We start from the raw sequence: 13,546 nt of genomic DNA, 5'->3' as shown, positions 1-13,546 counted from the left end.
TGATTTAAAACCCTAGAGTAACTCCAGAGTCAAGCATGATCAGTTTTAGCATTGGACAATTAGCAAAAAAGTCAGGTGTATCTGTAGATACGATTCGCTATTACGAAAAAATTGGGTTGCTGGACAAAGCCCAACGAACGGCGGGAAATTACCGTCATTATTCGGAACAAATGCTTTCAGAATTGTTATTTTTAAAACACTGCCGAGAACTGGGCATCACCATACAAGATATTCAAAAGCTTAAGGGTCTAGCCGAAGATCCAAATCAAACCTGCATGGAGGTCGATCATCTGATTGATCAATATCTTGCCGAGGTTTCACAGAAGATTAAGAATCTGGAACATCTCAAACAAGATCTAAGCCATTTAAAACAACAATGTTCACAACATCGTACCATTGAACAATGTGGCATTTTAAAAGAGTTACACCAACCACTTGAGTGTGAACATGAGTCACACCAACATAAAAAAGCACCACAACCGTGATGCTTTTTTATATCAATTCAGACTTAATCTTGATGCTCACCTGGCGGAACTTCAGTAATACGCCCACCACGTGCAAGAAACGCAGCCACTTCATCTTCTAAAGCTTGGCGTTGTTTCTGCTTCGCAGTCACGGTTAAAGTTTCCGCTTCAGCAAGATCAGCGTCATTGGCGCTCGATTCTTCACTCTCTGCACCACTTTCTGCCGCTTTCGCCTCTTCGTCGTCTACAGCAGAATCTTCTGTGTTTTCGTCGTAATCATTCATTTCCGTCATCTTCATCTCCCCACAATGACTCAACTCTCATCATCGCTATTTGGCCATCAGAACTAGGTGGAATTTAGCAAGCTCTTCAGATTTAGCAAAGCACAATATTTGTTAAAACGTACTTTTTATGACCAAATTCACTCTGATTTATAAATGATTGTTTAAAAAATATCTACTATTTTTTAACATGCATATTGTGTGTCTTTCAATGTCCCTAATCCATTGGCTTGTTGCATAAAACGATCCTTAAACCAATCGAACTGTTCAACCTGTTTCAAACCAAAATTTCTTGCCCAAACAAAGGGAAATAATTCTGAACTTTCAATCCATCCAATCGCAGACATACTATGCATCATGGCGTCGTTTTGACCCTTACGTTGGTGTTCATAACGCAATAAAGTCTGTTCGTTGGCCCACACACCACGTTTTAAATCGTGTAGTAACACATCACACAACACAGCGGCATCTAAACAACCAATATTCACACCCTGTCCAGCCAAAGGATGGATCACGTGCGCGGCATCACCAATCAGTGCTAAGCCTGATTTGATGTAGCGTTGCGCTGCACGTGCTTTTAATGGGAATTGTGCTCTAGAACGCACCTCAACCACCTCACCCAACATATGTAGGCTTTCTTGCGTCAATAGTTGCATAAATGCTTGATCGCTGAGTGCTGAATACTCATCAGCATAATCATCTGGTAAAGTCCAAACAATTGATTGCCAATAACCGTTTTCTTGAGGATCAAGACTTGCCATCGGTAAATAAGCCAATGGTCCTGTCGGTAGGAAAATCTGTCGAGCCACATATTGATTCGGGCGCGTGGTTTTAATCGCACAGCTGATCGCAGCCTGCTTATAATCCAGTACATCTAAATCAATATACGCCTGCTCACGTACAAAAGAATTCGCACCATCTGCACCAATCAGCAACTTGGTTTTTAATGTCGTGCCATCTGCCAATTGAATTGACCAGCCTTGCGGAATCTGTTCGATCCGAATGACTTTGACTTGGGTACGATAGTCTTTGAGCTGTTGCAGCATTTTTTGTTGAATCGCAACATTCAAAACACTTGGCTCAACCATTGAACCTAATGCCTGATCTGATTGAGGTTGCTGCTCCGAAGCATGACCAAAATTAATTTCACCATAGCCATTTTTATTCCAGACCTGCATGCCTGAATAGGGCATTTGGCGTGCTAAATCATCCCAGACATCCACTGTTTTGAGTAAATGAATGGTGGCTTGACTGAGTGCCAATACCCTTGGATTCATGACTGACAAAGTTTTATCCTGATCAAGTACAGGTGCAGCATCTAGCACCGTCGCCTGTACCCCACCTTGCGCGAGTAATAAAGCTGTTAAACCGCCAACTAAACCACCACCGACAATAACGACATCTAAGATTTCACTCATGCTTTTAGCCCCATTGCATAATTGGCAACCAAAGGCTTAACACCTGGAATCACATCAAAAGCAATCAATCCTGTATTGCGTAATAATTTGAGGATTGGATTCTGATTACTAAAACCACGCACCACCGAATCACAGAACTTGATTACACGTTGCTGATCTTTCAAACGTGATTGTTCATAGGCCAATAAATTTTCAGGCGCGCCAATATCATCTGATTTTGCTAACTGCTCCATCAGGAACCGAACCAGCACATCTGCATCACGCAAGCACAGGTTAAAACCTTGCCCTGCCACTGGGTGAATGGTATGTGCTGCATTCCCCATCAACACCACACGTCCAACCGCCTGCTTATCTGCTAACACTTGCGACAATGGATAGCTAAAACGTTTGCCTGTTTTTTCAAATTTCCCTGCTCGATCCCCATAGGTTTCCTGTAGAGCATCAAGGAAATGTTGATCATTTTCTTCACCTAACCATTCTGCTTCAGTACCTTTTTTCACAGGCCAAACTACTGAACGGCGGTATTCGCCTGGTAAAGGTAGAAGTGCCAATGGTCCCAACGCACTAAAACGTTCAAAGCCAACCTGCTGGTGCGGCTTAGAAGTCTGTACAGTGGTCACAATCGCGACTTGGTCATAATCATGTTCATCTACACCCACGCCAATGGCTTGGCGGCAGAAAGAATCGCGACCATCAGCAGCAATGACTAACTTGGACTTTAAGGAATGGATATATTCGCCATTACGCATGGCTTCGATTTGTACCTGATCTGCATCTTGCGTCAGTGAAGTTACTTGCACACCATCAATCAACTCAATCAACGGCTGTTGACGCACTTGGGTGAGTAATACTCGACCTAACCAAGCATTTTCAATCACTTGCCCAAAGCTTTCTACTTTTTCTTGCTCTGCAACGAGACGAGCCTTACCAAAACTGCCTTGCTCAGTAATATGCACTTGCAGAATTGGGGTAGCATGTTGTTGTAAGGCTTCCCACAAACCTAACTTTTGGTAAATCTGTACGCTGCGGCGTGATAATGCGGTATTACGCGCATCAAAACTGGAATGATAAGGCGCAACATTTTCATCATCAAAATTCGGATATTTCACAGCTTCTAATAACTTTACTGCGATATTAGATTTTGCCAACATTAAAGCAAGGCTGAGTCCAACCATACCTCCACCGACAATGATGACTTGTTGCTGCATAATATTATTCCTTATCAGTTTTTCATGACTTGATGTTTCGGGACTATCTTACTCTAACTCAAATCAGGATTGGAATTTGTACTTTGTTTGGTCTATGTTTTTAAAATATATTCAAAAGTTGTCTTGGTCATCAAACGAAATAAAAAAGGCCTATCGATCGATAAGCCTTTTCTCAATCTCAACTTAATGGCTTGCCATCAAGCTTTCAATCTCTTCAACAGTTTTCACTACATTCTTGGTCAAAACCAATGGACCATTTTCCGTAACGACAATATCATCTTCGATACGAATCCCGATACCCCGCCATTTTGCATCGACGGTTTCATCATCAGGTGCAACATATAAGCCGGGTTCAACAGTGACCACCATACCTGCTTCATAAACGCGCCAGTCTTCGCCAGTCTTGTATGCACCAACATCATGTACATCCATACCCAACCAATGACCTGTACCATGCATAAAGAACTGACGGAATGCTTCGCTTTCAATCAATTCATCAACATCGCCACTCATCAAACCAAGATCAACCAAACCTTGAGTTAAGATTTTCACTGCAACTTGATGTGGGTATTTATAATGATTGCCAATACGTGTCGCATCAATTGCAGCAAGCTGCGCTTCTAAAACAATATTATATAACGCCTTCTGTTCAGGACTAAACTTACCGTTGACAGGGAATGTACGCGTAATATCTGACGCATAGAATTCATATTCACACGCTGCATCAATAAGTACTAAATCACCATCTTTGAGTGGCTTGTTGTTTTCAACATAATGCAAAATACAGGCATTTTCACCGCCACCAACAATACTGTTATATGACGGTACGCAACCGTTTTTCCCAAAAATATAATTGAGTTCTGCTTCCAGTGCATACTCCATCATCGCAGGTTTAACAGTTTGCATAGCACGAGTATGTGCTTCGGCACTAATATTCGATGCGATCTGCATCAACTCAATTTCTTGGGCTGATTTTTTCAAACGCATTTCATCAACAATACGATCAAGCTGAATCAACTCAGCAGGTGCAGCACTACCTCGCCGCTGTTCTGCATCTGCCTTTTGAATCCACTGACTAACACGTGCATCAAACTCAGCTTGCTGACCAATACGATAGTAAAGACGCTGTTTATTTAGAATTTTTTCGATGATTTCTTCATCTAATAAGTCAATCGCATAAGCTTCATCTGCATCATAAATTTCAATCGCACCATCAATACCAGCACGATAGCCATGCCAGATTTCCATTTCACGATCACGTTCACGGCAGAACAAACTGTAGCTATACTCTTCACCTTCGGCAAAGGTTTCAATAACCGCAACCGCCTCGGGCTCGGCAAATCCAGTGAGATAATAAAAACTACTGTCGGCACGATATTTATAATCAGCATCGCGATTACGATACATTTCTGCTCGTGTCGCAATAATTGCAATGCTATTGCTGCCTATTTTTTTAGCGAGAATATCACGACGTTGTTTAAAATCGGCTTGACTTAATTTCATATAGTCCTTCTGATGAAGATGAATGATTGTAAGTATCTTTATTTATAAGGTGTTAAGGCACCGCCCGAGTTAACTCGGACGATGTGGGGTAAACATTTCTACTACTGTTTGTGGATCAGCTGGATTGTCTTGATTTCTGCTTTTGGCATGAAAGTTTTGCAATAAAGAACTTTCGGCTACAGGAATCTTGGTGCGACCAATCGATAAGCTCACAGGAATCAAGCGTACAAACTCATACAGTTCCTGATAGCTTTCTTCACCTTCTTCATCATTATCCGAGTCTTCGAACTCAACAGCTGCAACATCTTGTAAATGTTCAATCAGCTCTTGTTCCTCAGCACGGATATGACCAGAAGCCAAACCAAAACCCAGTACCACCCCTGCACACCAATCTGCCAAGGCTTGAACACGATCAGCTAGCAAATGGTTGTCATCTGGGAGCATCGGTAAATAATCTAATTCATCATCCGATAAAGCATGTGCCACATCTTCTGCTTCATCGGTTAAACTTTGCAGTGCTTCTGGCTGTAAAGCAGGCACATTCAGGGTGTTTAAGATTTGTGACCATTCATCTTCAGTCGGCGCTTGTGTCACACAAACTATACCAGTTAGTAAACCGTGTAACTCACTTGGGCTTGAAATTTCTTCAATCCCATCAAAATGAGCATTCCATTCTGTCCAACCTGAAATATCGTCTTGCATTCGTTTATCCAACCTCTATACTGCTGTATATATTACCTTTGATTGCAACTCTGTGCGACCTTCGTTATGTTAGAACAATTACAGCGTCTACAAGCGCATATTGGTGTTTTAAAAACACGCTTACATCACTTAGAGCGAGAAAATACTTCGCTCACCGAAGCTAAGCAATTAGCTGAAACGGACCAACATGCACAAATTGTGCAGAAAAATAGCATCATCACGCAAAAGCAGGAAGAAGTTGATAACTTAACTGAACAACTGACTCAGTTACAAGATCAATTTAAACAACTGAATCAAGATGCAACAACTTTAGCGGAACGTTATAGCCGTTTAGAGAAAAGCACCACTGATTTGAAAAATCGCTTTCAAGAAATCTTGGCTGAGCGTAATGACCTACGTGTCAATAAAGAAAAATTACAAGCACAACAACGCCATAGTCAGCAAGAGATTCAAGATTTACAACAAGATCGTGATCGCTTATTACAAAAAAATGAGCTAGCAAAATCTAAAGTCGAGGCTATTATTCAGCGCCTTTCAATTTTAGGCACAGCACAGGATCAGCATGCACAAGAAATTCAGCAGCTTGCTCACCCTAATGCTGAAACCCAAGAGGAGATCTGATCATGAGTGAACCAATCGTTGTCGAACTTCGCTTAATTGAACAGACTTTCCGTCTTAATACGACAGAAGAAAAACGTGAAGAGTTAGAGCGTGCCGCAGAGCTACTTAATCAAAAATTCCATGACATGCGTCGTAGTGCCCCACGAGTTGAACATAATAAGCTTGTGATTATGGTTGCGTTACAGATGGCACAAGAAGTGTTTAGCTTAAATAAATCTTTGCAACAGTACGCTCATTGCGAACGGCTTTTAGAAACTATTCTAGAAGATGTTGAACAAAATATCTGAATGAAAAAAGCCTGAAATGCAAATTTCAGGCTTTTTTATTAAACAAGCTTTCACACAAAAATAATTTTTCCTTTTTATCTTACTCCCATTGTAATTTTTATCACTTCTCTATCTTTTGACCTCAATCAAAGTATTAACATAGAGTCAATTCATATGTTTATTTTTTAAATGTTATTCAGGAAAAAATGAATAATCCTGCTCTTTTCTTGCATAAATGACCTAAACATAAGCTTACACATTGTTAAGCTATACTTACAAATAATATTAGTGGAGTCCTTGCAACATCGTCAGAGTTCACTATAATGCAATCCATCTCTGGAGTACTCGCCAGCCGGTCTGATTCCCCTGAGCCGTGATATCCTTCTTAATTGGAAAGCGTTTCTGAATATTTAGCGTGTATGCCTACCCTGAGTAGGAAACCCAGACAATATACAGCGCTCTCCACCTTGAACCTTAGTGTTCAAGGGTAAAGACATGCAGCGGTACTTCTGGAGATTATTTTTTAATTAAAAAATCGATTTATTTATTATATTTTTCAATTCAGTCACTTCTATTTAACATCTTAACTGTAAACTTAAACTTACAAATCTCTCTATTTTCTCCCCTTGCGACAGCCCCTAATTTCACTATAATTAAAAACATCTCTGAGGTGTACGCCAGCCGGTCTGATTCCCCTGAGCCGTGATATCCTTCTTAATCGGAAAGCGTTTCTGAATATTTAGCGTGTATGCCTACCCTGAGTAGGAAACCCAGATAATATACAGCGCTCTCCACCTTGAACCTTAGTGTTCAAGGGTAAAGACATGCAGCGGCATTTTGGAGACCCATATTTGATTTCAAATAACGATTTATCCTGTTTTTAGATTTTATAATCTTATTAAACTTAATTTTCTAATTGTTAGTAAAACATACAAATCACAATATTTAACTCTTGTGGTCGTTGTTGATTTAACTATAATAGGAAACATCTCTAGGGTGTTCGCCAGTACGTCTATTCCCCTGCCGATACTTAAATTTATGGATGTGTTCTGTGTATTTTGAGTGTATGCCTGCCTCGAGTAGGAAACCCATTAAGTATGCGTCACCTCCACCTTGAACTCATCGGGTTCAGGGTAACGACCATGCAGCGGCACCTCTGGAGTATCTTTTTTAAATATAATTAAAATAATAATTTAACTTCTAATTATATCTTTAATAAAGCATTTATCTCGAATGAACCTTATGCTTTTAACAGTCCCCATTAATTATTTTTATAATAATTCATCACTATCGATTAAATATTGATTTAAAAATGCTGTGAAAGAATCTGCAATTTTTACTTTTTCTACCCCTCCCACTTGATATACAACACCATCCAAACCAAGCTGATCGAGTTGTACCACATACCCCCAACACCAGACTAGATAGTCCGAAAATACAAAACAGTTCGGATATAAATACTTATCTTTATCATAGTAGCTTGAAATACTTTCGAATAATTGAAAGTCAGCCAGCGACAAAAATGTAAAATAGTTATCATCCATATCTCGGTTAGCTATACCATTAAACTCTAAGAAGTAAGTTCTTAAAATTGGCGATAATTTGACTTGATACTTGTATTCAAAAGCCAAAATTTCCTGCCATGTTGCCGGTGTATTCAAGCTTACATTCTGTTTTTGTAATTTACTTTTAATCTTATTAATCACATCCATGATTTACTCTAATAGATATCAATCTAAATAAAGTAAATCATTTCTGCAGACTCAATGATCAATTCTTTGGATATGACTTATCACTCATCTTTCAAAGCACATTCATAATTGCTTGGGTCTTGTGAACAACGTACCTGTTTCAACAACTTCATCATATCTTTGTCGTAAAAACCTTCTTTGGTCATTTGAATCCTCGCTTCACGCATCAATCGAACATAACCAGGTTTGTCGCTTTCATTCAATTTCAACCAAAATTTATCAGGAATTTTTGCTTCAATCTTGTCGACAAATTCAAATGCAGGATTTAACTGCTTAGAAATGACTTCACGTGCAATCGATCCCATACCTGCTGGAAACTTATTACGGTGCATAATCAGCGTCCCTGTCACTTGAATCACAGGAAATTTAATAATCCCACCGACGGCCTTGCCTGATTTATCAGTCATGCCTTTTTGCAATTCAAGTGGCTCAAATAAAATGGCTGGACCTGCCATAATATCGACTTCTTTATTATTAAATTTCCCACCCACAGTTACCAAATCAACAGAGACAGGTTGAGCACCAACGTTCTGTACCAATTTCTTTTGGGTCTCATCAAATTGGAACACGGCAACTTTCTTACCTGCGGCTTTTGCCAAGGTATTAATATTACGATCTGTGACCATGATATAGGCTGCACCTAACGGTACAATTCCAACCACTTCATAATCATTATTTGTCATCTTTTCATCAAATTTTGGATTAGCCAAAACCTGAATCACTGAACTGAGCTGCTTATAGGTTTGTAATGCACCTATCGCATCGACACTGCCCACAAACTTATTAAACTGTTTTGCACGTAAATTACTAATTCCAGCCCCATCACAACGTTTACTACGGAAATCTTCAGTTAATACAGCTTCATTGGTATAGACCTTGAGATTGACCACAGTCGATGCCTGTTTTTTCAATTTTGGGTAATCAAAGTCTAATTTGAATTGTAAATGCGAAGGACGTGTCACGTTCATGTTTACACCAAACTGTTTGGCTACACGGACGATACTTGGAATTTCTGTGATGTAACTGGTTGCTTGCTCAAATGCTTCACTATGCTCACCATTTGGAGAAAACACGCATAAAGTGACTTGTTTAGGAATCTGTTGCCAAGTTTTGGGATCGTTTAATAATTGCTTAACTTTATTTTGTGAATGCGGAGAAAGCGTTAAATCTAGTTTCCCTTCGGGCGCAGCATAACTTGGACTTATCACCCCAAATGATGATGCCAAGATACATGACACAGCGAAAGGCCTCAAAAATGTCGTGAATTTATTATTTTGCATCACCTGTTCCATCCTTAGCTATTTCCCAATAGTTTTATTCAAATTAAGGATAAAGCATAGAAATAGAATTGACTGCTTTTCTTTGGATGGTGTCAATTGAGTCAAAATACAAAAAAATATTGACTATACGAGAATAAACATCCAAATCACAGAATTGCACTATAAAAATAAACCATTGAATAATAAAATTTTATGACCAATTTTTCGACTCAGATGCGATTCTTCTCAGCTTAAATAAACGACCAAACGACATTTTCATCTTGTCGCTTTAATAGAAAATTGGTCTGATAATCATCTTCGACCACAATGTGTTGATTCGAGATCATCTTTACTTTTAGTAATGTGTCATTTTCATAAACTAAATCATTTTTGCCTTCTTTGGTGAGGACAAGTATCTGATCGAGTACAATAAGTTCTTTAGAATCCAACATTGTTTTTCCCTCTATAAAACTGCTTTAAAAAATTTGAATATTTTTATCAAGCCAAGAAGTGAAACCACTCTCGTTACTTACCCCACAAATATTCAATCTAATTATTTAGATACATGAAACTGACATCTGAAAATGTTATTTCATGCGGCGTATATTAGATCACTTTTTAAACAAAATTAAAGCAAATTGTCAGACAGTTCACAAAAATTATTATTTATGCAGAATAAAACCAGAAAATTAAAAACCGCATAAAATCAATAAATTAAAACAAAAAGGAAGATTAAAAAAATAGACAAATATTAATGCCACTTATAGCAAAGTACTGAACACCGTTCAAATTAAGGAGAGTTTTTTACCATCAGGTATTACACGGGAATAAAAAAGGCCACCCTTAAGCAGCCATTTCTTATTGAATAAATTTACCAGCTTATATTTACACGTCGATTTGGAGCTAAGCAGCCTACAAGTTGACTATTTGCCCTATGTCCAGCACATTGCTGGTATAGATCCGTTTGGCTATTAGCTTGAATTTGAATGCGATTCGCATCAACCCCTTCATTGACCAACAGCTTAGCAACGGTATTGGCACGTTGTGCTGATAATTGATGGTTATAGGCAAATTTACCTAAAGGATCTGCAAAGCCAGCAACAATTACAGGGCTATTCGCTGGCGCTTGTTTGATCCGTTGTGCAATTGCTGCCACTGAACTAGGTCCCTGTTCAATTGCATTGGCATTTGAACGATCAAATGCAAAAAATACACTTGATGAACGTAGACTATTTAAATTGGTATCTGCTGGAACTTGATTATTCGCTCCCCAAGCCATTAAACCTTCACAGGCCTCGCCTTTCCACGATAAGCGTTCTGATAATGCTTGCTTGTCAAAGTCTACACGCAACTGACAACGTAAATAATCTTGGCTATTCGGCTGACGAACATCTAATACGTAGTTCCAAGTTTTAACAAAGAACAGACCCTCACTAAATTGAGGATTTCCCAATACATGTCGGATTTGGTCTTTGGTTAAACCTGTTCCTAAACGAGCAACATTATCGTATTCATAACGCTGCACTTGTTTGAGATAGCTCTTTTCAACTGCTGGAAATTTGATTTCCTCTTGTTGAACAACAACTTCATCATCTGCTGCAAATGTCACCATTGCGAAAGAAGATGTGATCCCGATAACCAATGCTTTTATCATATTTTTCATATTTTAACTCTCTTTATCTATTGGAGATGAGGAGAGCCTAAGGGCTCTCCTACATAACGAGTCCCTTAGTCAATTACGCCACTGATACCGATACGTACGCTTGGATCACCTTGTGATGCAGCAGCTACACCACCCGTGATTGACCAACGACCATTATCTGCAGTCTTACGTAAGGTTACGCCGACTGCATTTTCACCACCATGATAAGAAGCACCTGCTGAGTAAGTATATTTGCCAGCGATATATGGTGCAGCTTCCAATGCCATTGCCGCGGCAATACCAGCATTGGCTTTTTTCTCTACGTCATCAATACGTTGATTGGTTGAGTAGAATGCTTGCTCAAGACGATTACTTACATTGTCAATTTTACTATTCAATGCTTGATCGGCTTTGTTTAAAGCATCAACTGCTCCGCCAACATTGTTGTAATCTTTGCCCCCAACATTGTAGGTTGGGTTGGTGAAACTATTGGTAATGTTGTCATAACCAGCTCCGCCGCCTAAGAATTCAACAACTTTTTTGTTTGTTGCATTCAACTGAGAGCCATTCACCGCATCTTTGGATGTCGCACTAATTGCACCATCTTTAACGCCAGTTACAACACGATCACCATCTTTACCAGCCACATTGACACTTGTACCACCAGTGTCTTTACCAACCGTAATTTCACCATTGGCAGTCTGCTGTTGAACCAGACCAGACTTACCGTTGTTAATGTTACTAATGTTGTTATTAATGTTCTGAATATCAGTTGAGTTTTGATCAACTTGCTTCTGAACATTCCACAACTGACCACCATTCACAGCATCTTTAGAACCCTGAGCAACAGTACCATCTTTCACATTGGTAATCGTGGTGCCATTGGCTCCACCACCCAATGTAACCTTGTCTTTGTTGGCATCGTCGTATTTCACTGCATTATTAGCAAGCTCATTCACAGTGTTATTCACATTGCTGATTGCGCTATCCAATTGACCTTTGTTTACTGCATCAGTTGCTTTCGTACCTGCTGCAACATTGATAACTTGCTTATTGCCTGCATCAATGCCTTTAGTCGTCACACTTGGACCACCATCAATGATTAATCCAGTGTTGTTTAACACAACCGTATTATTACCAATTGTGATACCAGCATTATTCAGAACAGTATCACCTGCTTTCACAGAATCAACAGTTAAGTCTTTTGCTGTTGCAACTTCATAGTTATCAGAGCCATCTGCATTTTTGCTCTTATTCACAACAATATTCTGACCATTGGTTACAGTCGTTTTCGATGTTGTTCCTACAGAGCCAATCGCTTTGTCAAGTGCCGTTAATGCATCGCCAACATTGGTTTGATTACCTTGGGCTACATTATAAGTCGGTCCTGTAATTGTACCGTCATTATTAACTTTAGCACCGCCACCCAAACTATCTACAAGCGCAGTTTGAGTCTTGACAACTTGGTTACCCACAGCTTTCAACTGAGCAACATTCACGGCATCGGCATCGTCACTACCTGCTGCAACACCCGTGATTTGACGATAAATACCACTCGCCGCATCACCCACTGCAACTGCACCAGTAGTTGAAGTTGTTTTATCAATTGCTGTCTTATCTGCACTTGTGATAGCAGATAATGCATAACCCGCAACACCCGCACCCGTTGTCGCTGCTGAACCATTACCCAACACAACTGATCCAGCTACTGTTTTGGTTACATTGTTACCAAGGACAAAAGTATCATTTGTAAGCACTTGATTATTGTTACCCACAGAATAACTGTTCGCACCATCAACAATTGTTGGATCACCGATTGCACCAGAGTGATCACCTTTCACTTTGTTACCAGTACCAATGCTGATTGATTGTAATCCAGATGCCTCGGCACCTTGACCAATTGCAATTGACTCTTTTCCTCCAGCCTTACTGTTATGACCTAAAGCAACTGCACTGTCTGCACCAGTTGAAACAATTGCATTTACACCAATCGCAGTAGAGTTGATACCACCTGCACTTGAGTCATTGGTTGCTCCTAAATCGCCTTTAGAAGTATCCGCATTGGTATGGAAGAATTTAATACCATCGGTATTCATCTTCTGTACCGTTTGACCAATCGTCAGGCGATCCGTCGTTTCTTGACCTTGCTTATCGTAGGTTAAGAACAATGAATCTTGATTCTTGTTATCTGGATTTTTATTTACAACCTGATCAATGATATTCACCTTGTTGCCATTACCATCAACAACTTCAGTGATGTTATTACTGATCGCAACTTTCAATTGCTCTTCAGTTGCAGCTCTACCTTTAGTTGCAAAATCACCTGCCGTAATGTCTTTATTGCTCAAGCCTTCAATTGTATTGCTTGATTTATCAACAACTACATTACCTACAGTCACTTTGTCGAAGGTCACATCTTTCGCTGTCGATA

Annotated in this window: 13 protein-coding genes and 3 other RNA genes; 6 read left to right on the top strand and 10 right to left on the bottom strand. The window is 39.6% G+C overall.

Going from position 1 to position 13,546, the window contains the following annotated elements; genetic code table 11:
- Window positions 1-35 precede the first annotated feature (35 nt).
- On the top strand, window positions 36-485 hold the full coding sequence (locus B2727_RS16335; RefSeq protein ID WP_005202360.1) for a MerR family transcriptional regulator: 450 nt from the start codon (window positions 36-38) through the stop codon (window positions 483-485).
- Between the two features lie 23 nt (window positions 486-508).
- On the opposite strand, the gene B2727_RS16330 is transcribed toward B2727_RS16335, so the two are convergent.
- From B2727_RS16330 to B2727_RS16310, 5 genes are all read right to left on the bottom strand, one after another.
- Window positions 509-757 carry a hypothetical protein gene (locus B2727_RS16330; protein ID WP_005202358.1) on the bottom strand — a complete coding sequence of 83 codons (249 nt, stop codon included), beginning with the start codon at window positions 755-757 and terminating at the stop codon, window positions 509-511.
- Between the two features lie 173 nt (window positions 758-930).
- Window positions 931-2,163, bottom strand: a complete 1,233-nt coding sequence (locus B2727_RS16325) for an FAD-dependent monooxygenase (RefSeq protein WP_005202356.1) — start codon at window positions 2,161-2,163, stop codon at window positions 931-933.
- Entirely contained in the window at window positions 2,160-3,371 is a 1,212-nt protein-coding gene (gene ubiH, locus B2727_RS16320; RefSeq protein ID WP_005202354.1) for a 2-octaprenyl-6-methoxyphenyl hydroxylase, read from the bottom strand. The genes B2727_RS16325 and ubiH overlap by 4 nt, the downstream gene beginning before the upstream one ends.
- Before the next feature lie 183 nt (window positions 3,372-3,554).
- The gene (gene pepP / locus B2727_RS16315; protein WP_005202353.1) at window positions 3,555-4,874 is read right to left on the bottom strand and encodes a Xaa-Pro aminopeptidase; all 1,320 of its coding nucleotides are present in this window, start codon (window positions 4,872-4,874) and stop codon (window positions 3,555-3,557) included.
- Between the two features lie 69 nt (window positions 4,875-4,943).
- Complete coding sequence (locus B2727_RS16310) at window positions 4,944-5,576, bottom strand: UPF0149 family protein (protein WP_005202352.1); 633 nt, start codon at window positions 5,574-5,576, stop codon at window positions 4,944-4,946.
- 66 nt (window positions 5,577-5,642) lie between these two features.
- On the opposite strand from B2727_RS16310, the gene B2727_RS16305 reads away from it, so the two are divergent.
- The 5 genes from B2727_RS16305 to ssrS (B2727_RS16285) all read left to right on the top strand — a co-directional run bounded on the left by B2727_RS16305 (window position 5,643) and on the right by ssrS (B2727_RS16285) (window position 7,630).
- Window positions 5,643-6,197, top strand: coding sequence for a hypothetical protein (locus B2727_RS16305; RefSeq protein ID WP_004808598.1), 555 nt, complete (start codon window positions 5,643-5,645; stop codon window positions 6,195-6,197).
- A gap of 2 nt (window positions 6,198-6,199) precedes the next feature.
- Window positions 6,200-6,484: a cell division protein ZapA gene (locus B2727_RS16300; RefSeq protein ID WP_005202351.1), complete on the top strand. Its 285-nt coding sequence runs from the start codon at window positions 6,200-6,202 to the stop codon at window positions 6,482-6,484.
- A gap of 309 nt (window positions 6,485-6,793) precedes the next feature.
- Window positions 6,794-6,983, top strand: a non-coding RNA gene (ssrS, locus tag B2727_RS16295) — 6S RNA.
- Window positions 6,984-7,122: 139 nt separating this feature from the next.
- A non-coding RNA gene (ssrS, locus tag B2727_RS16290) (6S RNA) lies at window positions 7,123-7,311 on the top strand.
- A gap of 137 nt (window positions 7,312-7,448) precedes the next feature.
- Window positions 7,449-7,630: non-coding RNA, 6S RNA (gene ssrS / locus B2727_RS16285), on the top strand.
- Between the two features lie 104 nt (window positions 7,631-7,734).
- Here the strand turns inward: ssrS (B2727_RS16285) and B2727_RS16280 are convergent.
- The 5 genes from B2727_RS16280 to B2727_RS16260 form a co-directional block, all read right to left on the bottom strand.
- The gene (locus B2727_RS16280) at window positions 7,735-8,175 is read right to left on the bottom strand and encodes an SMI1/KNR4 family protein (RefSeq protein WP_005202350.1); all 441 of its coding nucleotides are present in this window, start codon (window positions 8,173-8,175) and stop codon (window positions 7,735-7,737) included.
- A gap of 80 nt (window positions 8,176-8,255) precedes the next feature.
- Window positions 8,256-9,494, bottom strand: coding sequence for a putative solute-binding protein (locus B2727_RS16275; protein ID WP_005202349.1), 1,239 nt, complete (start codon window positions 9,492-9,494; stop codon window positions 8,256-8,258).
- 230 nt (window positions 9,495-9,724) lie between these two features.
- Window positions 9,725-9,925 (bottom strand): hypothetical protein, encoded by a 201-nt coding sequence (locus B2727_RS16270; protein ID WP_004808602.1) that lies wholly within the window; start codon window positions 9,923-9,925, stop codon window positions 9,725-9,727.
- A 419-nt stretch (window positions 9,926-10,344) separates the two neighbouring features.
- Entirely contained in the window at window positions 10,345-11,136 is a 792-nt protein-coding gene (tpgA, locus tag B2727_RS16265) for a trimeric autotransporter adhesin/peptidogylcan-associated protein TpgA (protein WP_005202348.1), read from the bottom strand.
- A 65-nt stretch (window positions 11,137-11,201) separates the two neighbouring features.
- On the bottom strand, window positions 11,202-13,546 hold a 2,345-nt coding region (locus B2727_RS16260; protein ID WP_291349695.1), incomplete at its 5' end, for a YadA-like family protein.

The sequence above is a fragment of the Acinetobacter sp. UBA991 genome, assembly GCF_002292065.1.
GTDB lineage: Bacteria > Pseudomonadota > Gammaproteobacteria > Pseudomonadales > Moraxellaceae > Acinetobacter > Acinetobacter higginsii.
Note: the sequence above shows the minus strand (reverse complement) of the source record. Positions and strands in the feature narration are given on the sequence as shown.